Below are 16,316 nucleotides of genomic sequence, written 5' to 3' on the forward strand. Positions count from 1 at the left end.
GCCCGATGGCACCCCTCGACGAGTTGCGCAAGCTGTGCCTCGCGCTGCCCGAGGCCACCGAACGCCTCAGCCACGGCGAGCCGACGTGGTTCGTGCGCGGCAAGAAAACGTTCGTGATGTTCGCGAACCACCACCACGACGACGGCCGCCTGGCGTTCTGGTGCCCGGCGCCGCCCGGTGCGCAGGAGGATCTCGTGCGCACCGAGCCGGAACGCTTCTTCCGCCCGCCCTACGTCGGGCACCGCGGCTGGCTCGGCGTGCGCCTCGACGTGGACGTCGACTGGGCCGAGATCGACCACATCGTGCGCGACGCCTACCGGCTGGTCGCGCCGAGGTCGCTGGCCGTGCTGATCGAGAACTAGCCGCGCTGCGAACGCACGCCCAGCAGGACGTCTTCCCACGAAGGCACGATGGGGTGGTTCTTCTTGGGCTTCGTGCGCGGTTGGTCGTCGTCGGCGGCCTCGTCGTCGGACGGGACGCGCGGGATCTCCCGGGTGTCGTCGTCCTCCTCGTGCGGGTCGGCCGGCGCCTCGATGGCGAGCCGCTCGTCCTCGGCCGAGTCCAGCGTCGGCTGCACGACGGCGTCGCGCGCCGGGTCGAGCGCGCGGACCGTGCGCGGCGGGCGGTAGGAGTTGGGGTTGAGCAGGACCTCGGCGTTCTCGTCGAGGGCGTGCACGGTGCCGCCGTGGGCGCCGGGCGAGAAGGACCAGTGGGCCCGGTTGTCGGAGCGCCCGGCCTTCCACTGCAGCACGACGACCCACTTGCCGTCGTCGCCGCGCCAGGAGTCCCAGCGGGCCTGGCTGTAGTCGTGGCCGCGGACGCCGAACGCGTACGCGATCACCTCACCGAGCGTCTGCACGTCGGGGCCGTCCTCGCGGACGGGGTGGGCGCTCTGGGCGAGCTCGGCCGTGCGCGAGCGCTCCAGCAGCACGGGGTAGGCGAACCGCTCCACGCGCTGCGCCGAGACACCGGCGCCGCTCGCGACCTGTTCGACGGACTCGCCGGCGCGGATTCGCGCCTGGATCTCGCGTGGCCGCATCTGGCTCTCCAACTCGATTTCGATCTGGCCCAGCCGAGCGATGTCCCCCCTCGCCGCCGCTCGCAGTGTTTCATCGGCCGGGAGCAGGAAGCGGGTACGGCTCGCCGGGTCCTCGAGCACGATGGACTTGCCGTCCTCGTGCAGCCCGACCACCCGTAGCGCCCGCATTTCTCGCCTCCCCGATCTTCACCTTTGTGGGTGCTCACGTTAGAACGGCGCGTCGGCTTGACGCGCGAGGCGCGCCGATGCATCACCCATCCGTCACCTTTTTGGAGACGGTCCGCGTCATCCTCCCGGGCCCGCTCACCGGGAACCCGTGGGACACGCCGACCACGTTCCGTCACGAATGAGTGGTGTTCCGTGTTCGTCGCCGAACGCACGACGGGCCCCTCCCGGAGTGAGAGGGGCCCGTCGGTGAACCGAGAACTCAGCCCAGCCGCTCGACGACGTACTCGATGCTCTGCGTGAGCTTCGTGATGTCGTCCGGGTCGATGGCCGGGAACAGGCCGATGCGCAGCTGGTTGCGGCCCAGCTTGCGGTACGGCTCGGTGTCGACGATGCCGTTGGCGCGCAGCACCTTGGCCACGGCGGCGGCGTCGATCTCGTCGGAGAAGTCGACGGTGCCGACGACCTGCGAGCGCAGGTCCGGGTCCTTGACGAACGGCGTGGTGTAGGAGGTCTTCTCGGCCCACTCGTACAGCCGGTTCGACGAGTCCTGCGTGCGCGCGGTCGTCCAGGCGAGCCCGCCCTGGCTGTTCATCCACTCGATCTGGTCGGCGAGCAGGAAGAGCGTGGCCACGGCCGGGGTGTTGTACGTCTGGTCCTTGCGCGAGTTGTCCAGCGCCGTGGTGAGCGACAGGAACTCGGGAATCCAGCGGTCGCCGTTGCCCAGCTCGCCGATGCGCTCCACCGCGGCCGGCGAGGCGAGGGCGATCCACAGGCCACCGTCGGACGCGAAGGACTTCTGCGGCGCGAAGTAGTAGACGTCGAAGTCCTCGGCCTTGACCGGCAGGCCGCCGGCGCCGGACGTCGCGTCGATCGCCACCAGTGCGCCGTCGCTGCCTTCGGGGCGGCGGACCGGCACCGCGACACCGGTCGAGGTTTCGTTGTGCGCCCAGCCGACGAGGTCGGCACCGGTTTCGTACGCGATGTCGGGCGCGCTGCCCGCGTCGGCCTTCACGATGATCGAGTCGGCGAGGAACGGCGCCTTGTTCGTGACGCTCGCGAACTTCGAGGAGAACTCGCCGTAGGTGAAGTGCTGCGCGCGCTCGCGCACCAGCCCGAACGCGGCGGCGTCCCAGAACGCGGTGGTGCCGCCGTTGCCGAGGATGACCTCGTAGCCCTCCGGCAGGGAGAACAGCTCGGACAGCCCCGCGCGCACGCGCCCGACCAGCGACTTCACCGGCTTCTGGCGGTGCGACGTGCCGAGGTAGGTGTGGCCGGACTCAGCCAGCTTGGCGAGCTGCTCGTCACGGACCTTGGACGGTCCGCAACCGAAGCGCCCATCGGCCGGCTTGAGGTCTTCGGGGATGCTCAACTCCGCTGCATCGGTCATGTGGGCAGTCTCTCAGGTCGGGATGCGCCTGCTCAATGCGGTGGGGCGGTGTCCGACATGTGGAACCCGACACTTTCGCCCCAATGCGGCATCGGGTGCGCTCAACGCACCGAACGCCGCATTGGGTGCGCTCAACGCAACCAACGCCGCATGGGGGTGCTCAGCGCCAGCCGGCCTCGTCGACGCCGCCCGGGATGGGCGCGCCGGGGTCGTACGGGGTGCGGGTGAAGATGAACGTCGCGAGGTCGAGGTGGTTGGCCGTGCCCGACGCGTCGCGGCCGACGGTGAGGGTTTCGCCGGTGTAGTACCCGTCGAGGCCGACCCACGTGTCCGGGCCGGTGGGCCGGAACCGCGACGCGCGCCCGGCGCCGTTGGCGGGGTCGAGCGAGATGAGGTCCGAACCGAGCACGCGCAGGTGGTACGGCGTCGGACCCCAGTGCCACAGGCCGGTGAGCGCGAGCAGCGCGGGGTCCACAGTGGACGGCACCCACTCGTCGGGCAGTGCGGGCTCCAGCTCGTCGGTCATCGTGAGCAGGTCGAGCGTGAGCTGCGTGATGCCGACGCCGGCGGTCGCGTTGGTCAGGCACAGGGCGCCGGTGCCGGTGTTCGGGTCGACGAGCGACGCGGCGAGGAAGCCCGGCATCGAGCCGGTGTGGCCCGCGAGGTGGCGGCCCTCGTAGCGCACCACCATCACGCCGAGGCCGAAGCCCGTGGTCCAGACCTCGGTGTCGTCGACGGTGTTCATCGTGCGCATCTCGGCCACGGTGTCCTCGCTCAGCACGCCACCGGTGTGCCCGCCCAGGAACGACGTCCAGCGGCCGAGGTCCTTGATCGTCGACCAGAGCTGGCCGGCCGGGGCCATCGCGCCGGCGTCGGGCGAGGGTTCGGGCAGCAGGACGTCGGCGAACGGGTGCACGGCGAAGCCCTCGGCGTGTGCGCCCGATGGGTGCGGCGTCGTGCGGGTCATGCCCAGTGGCGTGAGGATCTCCTCGCGCACGACGTCGAACCACGGCTTGCCGCGCAGGCGGGCCACGAGCTCGCCCAGCACGCCGAAACCGACGTTGGAGTAGTGGAACTTGAAGCCCGGACGCAGTTTCGTCGCGTCCTTGTCGAGGCTCGCCACGAGCGCGGCCCAGTCGTCGCCCGGCGTGCGCTCCCACCACAGGCCCGGCGACTCCGACGTGAGGCCGGAGGTGTGCGAGAGCAGCTGCGCCACCGTCGCCGTCGCGAACGCGGTGCCGGGCAGGTGCTTCTCGATCGGGTCGGTGAGCTCGAGCCGGCCCTCGTCGCGCAGGCGCAGCACGGCCGTGGCGATCATCGTCTTGGTGATCGAGCCGAGGCGGTACTGCGTGTCGTCGTCGGGGCGCGCGGAGCCGATACGGCCGCGCGCGCCGGACCACACGAGGTTCCCGTCGCGCACCACGGCGCCGACGAGGGACGGCGTGCGGGAGGACGCCTGCTCCCGCGCGAGCCGGCGGTACAGGGCGAGTTCGGTGGAAGCGAGCATGCGGGCCATTCTGCCCCGCGCGGCTCAGCCCAGCAGCTGCCGGTCCAGCGCCGTGGTCACGGCCGCGGTGCGGTCGGACACACCGAGCTTGCCGAACACGCGCAGCAGGTGCGTTTTCACCGTCGCCTCGCCGATGTGCAGCGACCGACCGATTTCGGCGTTCGTCAGTCCCTTCGCGACGAGCCGCAGCACCTCGACTTCGCGCGCCGAAAGCGGTGACACGGGTTCCGGGTTGCGCACGCGGTTCACGAGCTTGCCCGCCACCGACGGCGCCAGCACGGTCTCGCCGCGCGCCGCCGCCCGGATCGCGCCGGCCAGCTCGGCGCGCGACGCGTCCTTGAGCAGGTACCCGGCGGCACCCGCTTCGACGGCCCGCAGGATGTCGGCGTCGGTCTCGTACGTGGTGAGCACGACGATCCGCCGCTTCGGCGTCTCCTTGAGGATGCCGCGGATCGCGCCGACGCCGTCGAGGCCCGGCATGCGCAGGTCCATCAGCACCACGTCGGGCTGCTTCACGCGGTCGAGCGCGATGGCCTCGTGGCCCGAACCCGCTTCGCCGACGACCGTCAGATCGGCCTCGGCCTCGAGCATCCCGCGCAGGCCTTCGCGCACCACGGGGTGGTCGTCGACCAGCATGATCGTGATCACGCGGGCACCTCCAGCTCCAGTTCGGTCCCGCCACCCGCGCCGCCGCGCAAGCTCAGCCGGCCACCCACCTGCTCGACCCGCGAGCGCATGCCGCGCAGGCCGAACCCCTCGGTGGGCGCGTTCGGGGAGAAGCCGCAGCCGTCGTCGCGCACGCGCAACCGTACCGTTCCGTCCACAGCGGACAGCCGCACCAGCACCGAGTCCGCACCCGAGTGCTTGCGGACGTTGGCCAGCGCCTCCTGCGCACCGCGCAGCAGCACGACCTCGGTGGCCGTGGCCAGCGGTGGCAGGGGATCGTCCACTTCGCACTCGACGCGCAGGCCGGCCTCGTCGGCGAGGCGTTCGGCCGCGCGGCGCACCGCGTCGGTGAGCGTGCCGGCCGCGAGGTCCGAAGGCGCCAGCGCCGCCACCATCGCGCGGGCCTCGGCGAGGTTTTCGCGGGCGGTGGCCGACGCCAGGGCGAGGTGCCGGCGGGCCGCGGTGACGTCGGTGTCCAGTTCGGACTCGATCGCCTGCGTGAGCGTGACGATGCTGGTGAAGCCCTGCGCCAGCGTGTCGTGGATTTCGCGGGCCAGGCGTTCGCGTTCGGCCGCGGTGCCGGCTTCGCGCGAGAGCCGCGAGACCTCGGCCTGGCTGTCTTCGAGCTGCCGGATGAGCTCGGCGCGCGCAGCGCTCTGCTTGATGACGTCGGTGGTGAACTTGCCCGCCAGCACGCTGAACACCACGAGGATCGCGGTCATCGGCAGCAGGATCGGCAGGCTCGGGTTCTCCCAGCCGCCGCGGACGACGGCGGCGGCCGGTTCGAGCAGGATCAGCAGCGTCGTGAGCACGACGCCCGGGCGGATCTCCTGCAGCATGAACAACATCGGGCACGCCATGAACAGGATGAACGCGGCCGTGGTGTCGGCGAACATCGCCGTGGCCACGAGCACCACCAGCACGCCCGTGGCCACGTTGCGGGGCACCGGGTTTTCGTCGACGCGCGTGATCCGGCGGCCCGCCGCGACGTAGCCGATCAGCAACGCCGCGAGCGCGGCTTCCGCGACCACCTTCTCCGCTCGGGAAACGTCGTCGAACAGGACCAGGAGGGCGGTCGCCAGGTAGACGACCGCGAACAGCACCTCCCAGACCCAGTACGAGCGCTCCCACGCGTCGTCGAGCGAGGTCACCGGGGCTCGTTCGTCCACCGGAACGTGAGCCTCGCGAGCACGAGCCCAACCACGCACCAGGCGCCGAGCACCAGTGCCACCGTCGGAAGTTCCCATGTCCCCGCCATCTCCTGACTCGCGGCCGCCTCCGGCAGGAACACCGACCGGAAACCCTGGCAGATCCATTTCAGCGGGAAGAAGGACGCGATGTCGACCATGATCTTCGGCAGGTGCGTGATCGGCGTGACGAACACGCCCGAGATGAACTGCAGCACCAGGTACACCAGCTGCACCACGGCCACCGTGCCGTTGGCCGATCGCGTGAGCGAGCTGATCGAGATGCCGAGCAGCGTCGAGGAGATCACGCCCAGCAGCATCACCCACACCAGCGTGGCCCACTTCTCGCCGTCGGCGGGCAGTTTCAGCCCGAACAGGAGCATCGCGACCGCGGCCATGATCACGGTCTGGGCGACGCTCGTGACGAGCACCATGATCATCTTTCCGATGAAGTACGACGCGGCCGGCATCGGCGTGCCGCGCAGGCGCTTGAGCGCGCCCACCTCGCGGTCGGCGGCGATCCCGATGCCGACGCTGTTGAACGACGTCGACACGATCCCGGCGCCGATCATGCTCGCCGCGAGCAGCTGGCCGGACGACACTCCGGCCTGTCCGGTCGGACCGTCCAGAATGGACCCGAGCAGGATCATCAGCACGGCGGGCAGGGAGAAGGTGAAGACCACCTGCTCCTTGTTGCGGAAGAACTGCCGCAGCTCGAAGCTGCCGCGGGCGGCGCCGAGCGTGAAGGTGCCCGGCAGGGCCGGTGCGTTGACGGCGGTGGTCACAGTTTTTCCCCGATCAGGTCCAGGTAGATGTCCTCGAGGCTGGGGCGCGTCACGGTGAGGCCGGCGAGCTCCCTCGTCCCGCCGGACAGTTGCGTGACGAGTTTCGTCGGGTAGGCGGTGCGTTCCTCGTGCTCCCCGGTTTCGTCGCTCCACCGCACGATCGCCTCGGCCTGGCCGCGGCCCCCGAGCGTTTCGGGAGTCCCCTCCGCAACCACCGTGCCGTTCGCGATCACCACGAGCCGGTCGGCCAGCGCCTCCACCTCGTCGAGGTAGTGCGAGGTCAGCAGGATCGTGGTGCCCTCCTTCGCGAGACCTTCGATCAGGCCCCAGAATTGCCGCCGCGCCTCGGGGTCGAAACCTGTGGTGGGCTCGTCTAGGAAGAGCAGCTCGGGCCGGCCGATGATGCCGAGCGCCACGTCGACGCGGCGGCGCTGCCCGCCGGAAAGCGACTTCACGCGGGCGCCGGCCTTCTCCGTGAGGCCGACCTGGTCGATCACCGCCTCCGGGTCTCGCGGGTTGGGGTAGTACTTCGCGAAGTGCCGCACGGTTTCCGTGACGGTCAGCTCGGCCGCGTCGGTCGCCGTCTGCAGCACGATGCCCAGCCGGGAGCGCCACTCGCGGCCCGCTTTGCCGGGGTCTTCGCCGAGCACGTCGGCTTCGCCGGACGTGCGCTGCCGGTGTCCTTCGAGGATCTCGACGGTCGTGGTCTTGCCCGCGCCGTTGGGCCCCAGAAGCGCGAACACCTCGCCGTGGTGGATGTCGAGGTCGAGTCCACCCACGGCGACGTGGCCGGGGTACTCCTTGCGCAGTCCGCGCACCCTCACTGCTGTGGTCATGGCTCAATCCTGCGGCCACGCACCGTCGCCGCGGGACGTCCGGCCAGTGGAATCCGGTTGTCCACCGAACGGTGGACACGAGCCGGTGTTTCCCGTGGAACCAGCGAAAACGCCGTTGTGAAGCCCGAAAACCACCCAACGCACGAACGCCCGGCAGACGGCAACCGCCGCCGAGGTGAACCACTTCTATTGACAAATTGTCTAACATGACAGAATGTCTCACAAGCAGGTGACCGCCAGTGACGGTGTCCGCCTCTCGGTGCGCGTGACCGGCGCCGCGGACGGGCCCACGGTCGTGCTCGTGCACGGCTACCCGGACAACGGCTCGATGTGGGACGGTGTCGCCGCCGAGCTCGGCCGCCGCCACCGCGTCGTGGTCTACGACGTGCGCGGCGCGGGTGAGTCCGACAAACCCAAGGCGCGCAGCGCGTACCGCCTCGACCAGCTCGCCTCGGACCTCGCCGCGGTCGTCGACGCCGTGCAACCGACCGGCAAGGTCCACCTGCTCGCGCACGACTGGGGTTCGATCCAGACCTGGCACGCGGTCACCGGCGACGAGCTGCGCGGGCGGATCGCGTCGTACACCTCGATCTCCGGCCCGAGCCTCGACCACGCCGGCGCGTGGTTCCGCACGCAGCTGCGGCGGCCGTCGGGCCTGCCGCGCGCGCTGAGGCAGTTCTTCCACTCGTACTACATCCTGCTGTTCCAGCTCCCGGTCGTGCCGGAACTGTTCTGGCGCACCGGGCTGATGCGCGCGCTCATGCGCCGGCTGGAGCCCGCCGAAGCCACGCCCTCGACCGTCGACGGCTTGAACGGGCTGGAGCTCTACCGCGCGAACATCGGCTCGCGGCTTTCGCGCCCGGTGCCGCGGACCGCCGACGTGCCGGTGCAGGTGCTCGCGCCGACCGGCGACGCCTACGTGACCACTCCGCTGCAGACGGAGATCGAGCGCTGGGTGCCGGACCTGCGGGTGCGCCGGCTCGTCGGCTCGCACTGGATCACCCGCAGCGATCCCGGTGTCGTGGCCGCCGCGACCGCCGAGCTGATCGACCACGTCGAGGGCGGCGAGGAGAGCCGGGCACTGAAGCGTGCTCGCGTCGGTGGGGCCGAGCGCGGGCGGTTCCCGAACCGGCTGGTGGTCGTCACCGGGGCCGGCAGCGGCATCGGGCGGGCGACCGCGCTGGCGTTCGCCGACGAGGGTGCGGACGTGGTGGTCACCGATCTGGACCCGGCCGCGGCGACCGAAACGGCGAAGCTGTTGCGGGACAAGGGGGTCGAGGCCGGTGAGTACACAGTGGACGCCGCCGACGGCGACGCCGTGGCCCGGTTCGCCGAGCAGGTGCGCGCGGAGTTCGGTGTGCCCGACATCGTGGTGAACAACGCCGGCATCGGGATGTCCGGGCCGTTCCTCGACACGTCGCTGGCCGACTGGGAGAAGGTCGTGGACGTGAACCTGTGGGGCGTGATCCACGGGTGCCGCGCGTTCGCGCCGATGATGGTCGAGCGCGCCGAGGGCGGGCAGATCGTGAACCTCGCGTCGGCCGCCGCGTACCTGCCGTCGAAGGTCCTCACGGCGTACGGCACGACCAAGGCCGCGGTGCTCGCGTTGAGCGTCGGGCTGCGCGCGGAACTGGCGGGGGCCGGCATCGGTGTGACGGCGATCTGCCCGGGTCTGGTGAACACCAACATCACCAGCACCACGCGGTTCGTCGGCGTCGCGCCGGAGGAGGAAGCGCGGCGGCAGAAGGCGTCGACCAAGCTCTACGCGCGGCGCGGCTTCGGCCCGGAGAAGGTGGCGCGCGACATCCTGCGGGCCGTCGAGCGCGATCGCGCGATCCAGGCGTCGACGCCCGAAGCGAAGGTCGCGCTGGTCCTCTCGCGGCTGACGCCCGGCCTGCTGCGCGCGGCGGCGAAGCTGGACGTCACCCCGTGAGCCGCCCGCGCCGGATGACCCCGCAGGCCCGGCGCGACGACCTGATCGCCGCCGCGCTGGACCTGTTCGGCAGCCGCGCGCCGGAGCTGGTGACGGTGGACGACATCGTCGCGCGCGCCGAGGTGTCGCGGCCGCTGTTCTACCGCTACTTCCCGAGCCTGCGCGAGCTGCAGGTCGAGGCGCTGCGCACGGTCACCGACGGCCTCGTCGACGGCCTCGCGCACCTGGAGCAGGGCCCGCCGGAACACCGGCTGCGCACGGCCGTGCGGGGGCTCATCGACGTGGCCGATCACTACCGCGCCGGCTACGTCGCCTTGCTGCGCAGCGGTTCCGTGATCGCGACGTCGGAGACGGACGCGGCCATCGACGAGGTGCGCAACCGGTCCGTGGAGCTGATCCTCGACGCGCTGGGCCTCGCTTCGCCGTCACCACTGGTGCTGCTCACGCTGCGGTGCTGGACGGCCGTGGTCGAGGGCGCGTTGCTGTCGTGGCTGCAGGACCGCAACGTGCCCCGCGAAATCCTCGACGGCTGGCTCGTCGACCAGCTCACGGCCATGCTCGCCACGACCGCCGCCCACGACCCCGCCCTCACCCCCTGACCCGACCACCCCAATGTGGCGGTGGGGGGGGGGGGGGGGGCCCCCCCCCCCCCGTGGGGGGGGGGGGGGGGGGGGGCCCCCCCCAACGCCACATTGGGGTGCTTCGGTCAGTGCTTGGTGACGGTTTCCCAGCCCTCGACGTCCTCGGGCTTGCGGGGCTCCGGGCCCACGTACTTCGCCGACGGGCGCACGAGGCGGCCGGTCTGCTTCTGCTCCAGGATGTGCGCCGCCCAGCCGGCGGTGCGCGCGGAGGAGAACATCGCGGGCATCATGTTCGGCGGCACCTGCGCGAAGTCCAGGATCACGGCGGCCCAGAACTCCACGTTGGTCTCGATCGGGTGGTCCGGGCGGCGCTCGCGCAGCTCGGTCAGCGCGGCCTGCTCCAGCGCCGCGGCGACCTCGTAGCGCTCGGAGCCCAGCTCCTGGCAGGTGCGGCGCAGCACCCGGGCACGCGGGTCCTCCGCGCGGTAGACCCGGTGGCCGAAGCCCATCAGGCGCTCCTTGCGGTCGAGGATGCCCTTGACCAGCCCGGCGGCGTCACCGGTCCGCTCGACCTCTTCGATCATCGGCAGCACGCGCGCCGGCGCGCCACCGTGCAGCGGGCCCGACATCGCGCCGATGGCGCCCGAGAGCGCGGCGGCAACGTCGGCACCCGTCGACGCGATCACACGCGCGGTGAAGGTCGACGCGTTCAGGCCGTGCTCGGCGGCGGAGACCCAGTAGGCGTCGAGCGCCTTCACGTGGGCCGGGTCCGGCTCGCCGCGCCAGCGCACCATGAAGCGTTCGGTGATGGTCGAGGCCTCGTCGACCTTCGACTCCGGCACGGCCGGCTGCGAAATGCCGCGCGCCGACTGCGCGATGTAGGACAGCGCCATCACCGAGGCGCGCGCGAGCTGGTCGCGGGCCTGCTCGTCGGTGATGTCGAGCAGCGGTTCGTAACCCCAGATCGGCGCGAGCATCGGCAGCGCCGCCTGCACGTCCACGCGTACGTCGCCCGTGTGCACCGGAAGCGGGAACGGCTCGGCGGGCGGGAGCCCGTTGCCGAAGCGGCCGTCGACGAGCAGGCCCCACACGTCCCCGAAGCTCACCTTGCCGGCGAGGTCCTCGATGTCGACACCGCGGTACCGCAGCGCGCCGCCGTCCCGGTCGGGTTCGGCGATTTCGGTGCGGAACGCCACCACGCCTTCGAGGCCGGGGCGGAAGCCGTCGTCGGCTTGGTCGGAGTTCGGCTGCTTGATGGTGGAGGTAGTCACTTCGCGAACCTTTCGATGCGCATTTCCCCGGCTTTTGTCTGACCACTCGCGCTGACGGGATACACGCAACCTCGGCGCGCCTCATCGCACGTTTGGACAAACCTTGCTCCTCCGCCGAGCCGTGGGCAATGAAAGATGTGGTGGTTTCGGTCACGATTCCGAGAACGATTCAGTCCAGGAAGGCGTGTCGCGGCAAGTTCTTCGGCAACGGGCTGTGACCGTGCCCGGGGACGCGCGGTGTACCGGAGGTAAATCCTGTGTTTCCGAACCCGGCGACGCGGCGGGCCCGGTGATACAACCTGTCGCATGCACCTGAGCCCGCAGGAACGCGACAAGCTGCTGGTCCACGTCGCCGCCGACGTCGCGCGCCGCCGTCTCGAGCGCGGCGTGCTGCTCAACTACCCCGAGGCCGTCGCGCTGATCACCGACCACGTGCTCGAAGGCGCGCGTGACGGGCTTTCCGTGAGCGAGCTCGCAGCGAGCGGCCGCAGCGTGCTCTCGCGTGCGCAGGTGCTCTCCGGAGTGCCTGAAATGGTCGACTCCGTGCAGGTGGAGGCCACTTTCCCGGACGGGACGAAACTCGTCACCGTGCACGACCCGATCGTCTAGGAGAACCGAGTGCGGCCAGGCGAGATCATCCCCGGCGACGAGCCCGTGGAGCTGAACCCCGGGCGGGAGCGGGTGCGGTTGCGCGTGCGCAACCTCGGCGACCGGCCCGTGCAGGTCGGTTCGCACTACCACTTCGCGGCGGCGAACCCGGGTCTGGAGTTCGACCGCGAGGCCGCGCGCGGGCGCCGGCTCGATGTGCCGGCGGGGACGTCGGTGCGGTTCGAGCCGGGTGTCGAGCGTGAAGTCGATCTTGTTCCGCTGCGAGGAAACCGGCGTGTGCCGGGGTTGCGCACCGAATACGCCGGAGAGTTCTGAGAATGCCGCAGATCGATCGTGAGCGTTATGCGGAATTGTTCGGCCCCACCACCGGTGATCGGATCCGGCTGGCCGACACGGACCTGCTCATCGAGGTGACCGAAGACCGGTCGATGGGCCCGTCGGGTTCCGGCGACGAGGTGCTCTTCGGCGGCGGCAAGGTCATCCGCGAGTCGATGGGCCAGGGTATGGCCACGCGTGCGGAAGGCGCCCCCGACCTGGTCATCACCGGTGTCGTGATCCTCGACCACTGGGGTGTGGTGAAGGCCGACGTCGGCGTGCGCGACGGGCGGATCGTCGGCATCGGCAAGGCCGGCAACCCCGACACGATGGACGGCGTCGACCCGGCGCTCGTGATCGGCCCGGCCACGGAAGTCCTGTCGGGCAACGGGAAGATCCTCACCGCGGGCGGCATCGACTGCCACGTGCACTTCGTCTGCCCCCAGCTCGTGGACACCGCGCTCGCCGCGGGCCTGACCACGCTCGTCGGCGGCGGCACCGGGCCGAACGAGGGCACCAAGGCCACCACCGTCACGCCCGGCGCGTGGAACCTCGGCCGCATGCTGTCCGCAATGGACGGTTACCCGGTCAACGTCCTGCTGCTGGGCAAGGGGAACACCGTGCGGCACGAGGCCCTGCGCGAGCAGCTGGCCGCCGGAGCCGGCGGGTTCAAGCTCCACGAGGACTGGGGCACCACGCCGGCCGCCATCGACGCATGCCTCACCGTGGCCGACGAGTCCGGCGTGCAGGTGGCCATCCACACCGACACGCTCAACGAGGCCGGCTTCCTCGAGTCCACTGTGGAGGCGATCCGCGGCCGCTCGATCAACGCGTACCACACCGAGGGCGCCGGCGGTGGCCACGCGCCGGACATCATCCAGGTCGTCGGGCTGCCGCACATCCTGCCGTCCTCGACCAATCCGACGCGTCCGCACACCGTCAACACGCTCGACGAGCACCTCGACATGCTGGTGGTCTGCCACCACCTCAATCCGTCGGTGCCCGAGGATCTGGCCTTCGCCGAGAGCCGGATCCGGCCGAGCACCATTGCCGCCGAGGACGTGCTGCACGACCTCGGCGCCATCTCGATGATGAGCTCCGACTCGCAGGCCATGGGCCGCATCGGCGAGGTGATCATCCGCACCTGGCAGACCGCGCACGTGATGAAACGCCGCCGCGGCGCCCTGCCCGGCGACGGCGCGGCCGACAACTTGCGCGCGCGTCGTTATGTCGCCAAGTACACGATCAACCCCGCCATCGCCCACGGCATGGACGCCGAGATCGGCTCGGTGGAGGTCGGCAAGCTCGCGGACCTCGTGCTGTGGGAACCGAAGTTCTTCGGCGTGCGACCGCACGTGGTGCTCAAGGGCGGCTTCCCCGCGTGGGCGGCGATGGGGGACGCGAACGCGTCGATCCCGACGCCGCAGCCGGTGCTGGCCCGGCCGATGTTCGGCGCCGCGCCGCGGGTGGCCGCCGCGTCGAGCCTGCACTTCGTGGCTCCGGAGGCCCTCGAATCGGGGCTGGCGGAGACGTTCGGTATCAACCGGCCGCTGGTCGCCGTCGCGAACACGCGGGCGCGGACCAAGGCGGACATGGTGCTGAACGACGCGACCCCGGACGTGCGCGTGGAGCCCGACAGCTTCGCGGTGCGCGTGGACGGTGAGCTCATCGAGCCGATGCCGGTGACGGAGCTGCCGATGGCCCAGCGGTACTTCTTGTTCTGATGGACCTCGCCGCGCTGATCCTCGCCGACTCCCGCTTCCCCGGGGGCGGCCACGTGCACTCCGGCGGCCTGGAAGAGGCCGTGAGCCGCCGGCTCGTGACGACCGAGGCCGACCTGCCCGGCTTCCTGCTCAGCCGCCTGCGCACGGCCGGCGCGCTGTCGGCCGCGTTCGCCGCGGCCTCGGCTCATGCCGCCGGCCGTCGCGTCCATAGTGGACACTGGCGGCGGCTCGACGAGGAACTCGACGCGCGCACGCCCTCGCCGGCCCAACGCGTGGCGTCGCGCGCCCAAGGCCGGGGCACCGCGCGGGCCGGGGCGGTCGCGTGGCCGTCGCCGGTGCTGACCGCGCTGCTGGCCGAGACGCCGCGGCCGCACCACCCGATCGTCTGCGGCGCGCTGGTGGGCATCGCCGGCGGCGAGCCGGCCGAGGCCGCGGCGGCCGTGGCCTACCTGGCTGTGAGCGGGCCCGCGAGCGCGGCCGTGCGGCTGCTGGGGCTCGACCCGTTCGCCGTCAACGCCGTGGTGGCCCGGCTCGGCGCCGAGGTGCGCGTCGTGGCCGGGGCCGCCGCCGACGTCGCCGGGCTGGACCCGGCGGACCTGCCCGCGCCGGGCTCACCGGCGCTGGACCTGTTCGCCGAGGCCCACGCCCGGCACCACGAGGAAGAGGTGCGTCTCTTTGCCAGCTGAACACGGCCATGAACACGGCCACGGCCACGGTCACTTTCACGCGATCAGCTTCGACCCCACGGAAACCGAACCCGACCACCACGAGCCGGCCCCGACGGCCGGGCGCGCCTACCGCATCGGCATCGGCGGTCCCGTCGGCAGTGGGAAGACGGCGCTCACCGCGGCCCTGTGCCGCGCGCTCGGCGGTGAGCTGAACCTCGCCGTGGTCACCAACGACATCTACACCACCGAAGACGCCGACTTCCTGCGCAAGGCCGGCGTGCTCGCGCCCGAGCGCATCGAGGCGGTGCAGACCGGCGCCTGCCCGCACACGGCGATCCGCGACGACATCACCGCCAACCTCGACGCCGTCGAGCAGCTCGAGGAGCGGTTCCCCGGTCTGGACCTGGTCATCATCGAAAGCGGCGGCGACAACCTCACCGCGGTGTTCAGCCGGGGCCTCGCCGACAGCCAGGTGTTCGTGGTCGACGTCGCGGGCGGCGACAAGGTGCCGCGCAAGGGCGGCCCCGGCGTGACGACGGCCGACCTGCTGGTGATCAACAAGATCGACATCGCCCACCTCGTCGGCGCGGACCTCGGCGTGATGACGTCCGACGCGCACCGCATGCGTGGCGAGCTGCCGGTCATCGCGCAGTCGCTCGTGGATACGCCGGACGCGCCTGATGTCGCGAAGTGGGTGCGGTCGGTGCTGCCGGTGCGCGCGGGGTGAAGGCCCACGCGCGGGTGGTCGCGTGCTTCGAGGACGGCCGGACGGTGCTGCGTGAGCTGCGCTCGATGGCGCCGCTGACGTTGTTCCCGCGCCGGCGCACCGGGGCCGAAGCCGTGGTGCACCTCGTCAGCTCCGCCACCGCGCCGCTGGGTGGCGACGAGCTGCTCCTCGACGTCCGCGTCGGGCCCGGTGCAGCGCTGCGGCTGTCCGGGGTGGCGGCGACGCTCGCGTTGCCGGGGCCCTCCGGTGGCGGCAGTTCGTCCACTGTGGACATCGAGGTGGCCGACGGCGGTTCGCTGGCCTACCTGCCCGAGCCGACGGTCGTCACCGCCCGCGCGGACCACGTGGCCGTGCTGCGTGCGAGGCTGGGGGAAAATTCCCGTTTCCACACCCGGGAAGTCCTGGTACTGGGTCGCGCGGGCGAACGGCCCGGCCGGCTCACCACGTCCACGCACGTGCTGCGCGGCGGAGTTCCCCTGCTGCGCCAGACACAGACGATCGGCGACCCCGCACTGGACGCCGGACTGGCCGTGCTGGCGGGCAAACGAGTGCTCGCGACGGACCTCGACGTGGGTTTTCCCGCGCGCCCCACGGCTTCGGGCGACTGGTGGGCGCGCACCTCGCCGGCCGCCGGGGTCACGCTCACCACGGCGCTGGCCGAAGACGCCGTGGTTGCCTTGGGGTTGTTGCCTTGAACCGCTGGGGCTGCTAAAACTTCGTGCCCAGCCAGCGCACGTCGACCGGGAACGCCGAAACGGTGTTCCAGCGAGGGGAAGCCCTGCCAGTCCACGTCGGTACCGAACGCGCGGCGAGGGCCGCGCGGTGTCGCGCACGCCGGACCGCGGATCGGCGCGTGCCGCCGTGACGCATCCGGGCAGAACAGCGTTCAAGCGCGAGGTGCAGGGACGATTCC

The 16,316-nt window shown here is 71.4% G+C and carries 17 protein-coding genes; 9 read left to right on the top strand and 8 right to left on the bottom strand.

The features are described 5' to 3' along the window. Positions 1-5 precede the first annotated feature (5 nt). Positions 6-362, top strand: a complete 357-nt coding sequence (locus ACFY1H_RS27375; RefSeq protein ID WP_366582528.1) for an MmcQ/YjbR family DNA-binding protein — start codon at positions 6-8, stop codon at positions 360-362. On the opposite strand, the gene sepH is transcribed toward ACFY1H_RS27375, so the two are convergent. From sepH to ACFY1H_RS27410, 7 genes are all read right to left on the bottom strand, one after another. Next, positions 359-1,207 carry a septation protein SepH gene (gene sepH, locus ACFY1H_RS27380; RefSeq protein WP_366582529.1) on the bottom strand — a complete coding sequence of 283 codons (849 nt, stop codon included), beginning with the start codon at positions 1,205-1,207 and terminating at the stop codon, positions 359-361. The genes ACFY1H_RS27375 and sepH overlap by 4 nt on opposite strands. Positions 1,208-1,466: 259 nt before the next feature. Then, positions 1,467-2,594 (bottom strand): phosphoserine transaminase, encoded by a 1,128-nt coding sequence (serC, locus tag ACFY1H_RS27385; protein WP_366582530.1) that lies wholly within the window; start codon positions 2,592-2,594, stop codon positions 1,467-1,469. A gap of 160 nt (positions 2,595-2,754) precedes the next feature. Then, on the bottom strand, positions 2,755-4,101 hold the full coding sequence (locus ACFY1H_RS27390) for a serine hydrolase domain-containing protein (protein WP_366582531.1): 1,347 nt from the start codon (positions 4,099-4,101) through the stop codon (positions 2,755-2,757). Between the two features lie 24 nt (positions 4,102-4,125). Beyond that, positions 4,126-4,749 carry a response regulator transcription factor gene (locus ACFY1H_RS27395; protein WP_366582532.1) on the bottom strand — a complete coding sequence of 208 codons (624 nt, stop codon included), beginning with the start codon at positions 4,747-4,749 and terminating at the stop codon, positions 4,126-4,128. Then, complete coding sequence (locus ACFY1H_RS27400; protein ID WP_386950909.1) at positions 4,746-5,918, bottom strand: sensor histidine kinase; 1,173 nt, start codon at positions 5,916-5,918, stop codon at positions 4,746-4,748. The genes ACFY1H_RS27395 and ACFY1H_RS27400 overlap by 4 nt, the downstream gene beginning before the upstream one ends. After that, complete coding sequence (locus ACFY1H_RS27405; RefSeq protein WP_366582534.1) at positions 5,915-6,739, bottom strand: ABC transporter permease; 825 nt, start codon at positions 6,737-6,739, stop codon at positions 5,915-5,917. Before ACFY1H_RS27405 ends, ACFY1H_RS27400 begins: the two co-directional genes overlap by 4 nt. Continuing rightward, positions 6,736-7,575 carry an ABC transporter ATP-binding protein gene (locus tag ACFY1H_RS27410; protein ID WP_386950912.1) on the bottom strand — a complete coding sequence of 280 codons (840 nt, stop codon included), beginning with the start codon at positions 7,573-7,575 and terminating at the stop codon, positions 6,736-6,738. The genes ACFY1H_RS27405 and ACFY1H_RS27410 overlap by 4 nt, the downstream gene beginning before the upstream one ends. Positions 7,576-7,804: 229 nt before the next feature. On the opposite strand from ACFY1H_RS27410, the gene ACFY1H_RS27415 reads away from it, so the two are divergent. Then, positions 7,805-9,508, top strand: coding sequence for an SDR family oxidoreductase (locus ACFY1H_RS27415; protein ID WP_386951394.1), 1,704 nt, complete (start codon positions 7,805-7,807; stop codon positions 9,506-9,508). A 14-nt stretch (positions 9,509-9,522) separates the two neighbouring features. Further along, on the top strand, positions 9,523-10,107 hold the full coding sequence (locus ACFY1H_RS27420; protein WP_366582552.1) for a TetR/AcrR family transcriptional regulator: 585 nt from the start codon (positions 9,523-9,525) through the stop codon (positions 10,105-10,107). 107 nt (positions 10,108-10,214) lie between these two features. On the opposite strand, the gene ACFY1H_RS27425 is transcribed toward ACFY1H_RS27420, so the two are convergent. Next, positions 10,215-11,360, bottom strand: coding sequence for a citrate synthase 2 (locus tag ACFY1H_RS27425; protein ID WP_366584226.1), 1,146 nt, complete (start codon positions 11,358-11,360; stop codon positions 10,215-10,217). A 306-nt stretch (positions 11,361-11,666) separates the two neighbouring features. Here ACFY1H_RS27425 and ACFY1H_RS27430 point away from each other — a divergent pair, with 306 nt between their 5' ends. From ACFY1H_RS27430 to ACFY1H_RS27455, 6 genes are read left to right on the top strand one after another with little or no spacing between them, the layout of a single operon-like run. Then, positions 11,667-11,969 (top strand): urease subunit gamma, encoded by a 303-nt coding sequence (locus ACFY1H_RS27430; RefSeq protein WP_360593630.1) that lies wholly within the window; start codon positions 11,667-11,669, stop codon positions 11,967-11,969. A gap of 9 nt (positions 11,970-11,978) precedes the next feature. Continuing rightward, positions 11,979-12,284: an urease subunit beta gene (locus ACFY1H_RS27435; RefSeq protein WP_366584227.1), complete on the top strand. Its 306-nt coding sequence runs from the start codon at positions 11,979-11,981 to the stop codon at positions 12,282-12,284. Positions 12,285-12,286: 2 nt separating this feature from the next. After that, positions 12,287-14,008: an urease subunit alpha gene (locus ACFY1H_RS27440; RefSeq protein ID WP_366584228.1), complete on the top strand. Its 1,722-nt coding sequence runs from the start codon at positions 12,287-12,289 to the stop codon at positions 14,006-14,008. Continuing rightward, on the top strand, positions 14,008-14,694 hold the full coding sequence (locus ACFY1H_RS27445) for an urease accessory UreF family protein (protein ID WP_366584229.1): 687 nt from the start codon (positions 14,008-14,010) through the stop codon (positions 14,692-14,694). Before ACFY1H_RS27440 ends, ACFY1H_RS27445 begins: the two co-directional genes overlap by 1 nt. After that, positions 14,684-15,403, top strand: coding sequence for an urease accessory protein UreG (gene ureG / locus ACFY1H_RS27450; RefSeq protein ID WP_366584230.1), 720 nt, complete (start codon positions 14,684-14,686; stop codon positions 15,401-15,403). Before ACFY1H_RS27445 ends, ureG begins: the two co-directional genes overlap by 11 nt. Continuing rightward, complete coding sequence (locus tag ACFY1H_RS27455) at positions 15,400-16,098, top strand: urease accessory protein UreD (protein WP_366584351.1); 699 nt, start codon at positions 15,400-15,402, stop codon at positions 16,096-16,098. Before ureG ends, ACFY1H_RS27455 begins: the two co-directional genes overlap by 4 nt. Positions 16,099-16,316: the final 218 nt, after the last annotated feature.

The sequence above is a fragment of the Amycolatopsis sp. NPDC001319 genome (assembly GCF_042896185.1).
GTDB lineage: Bacteria > Actinomycetota > Actinomycetes > Mycobacteriales > Pseudonocardiaceae > Amycolatopsis.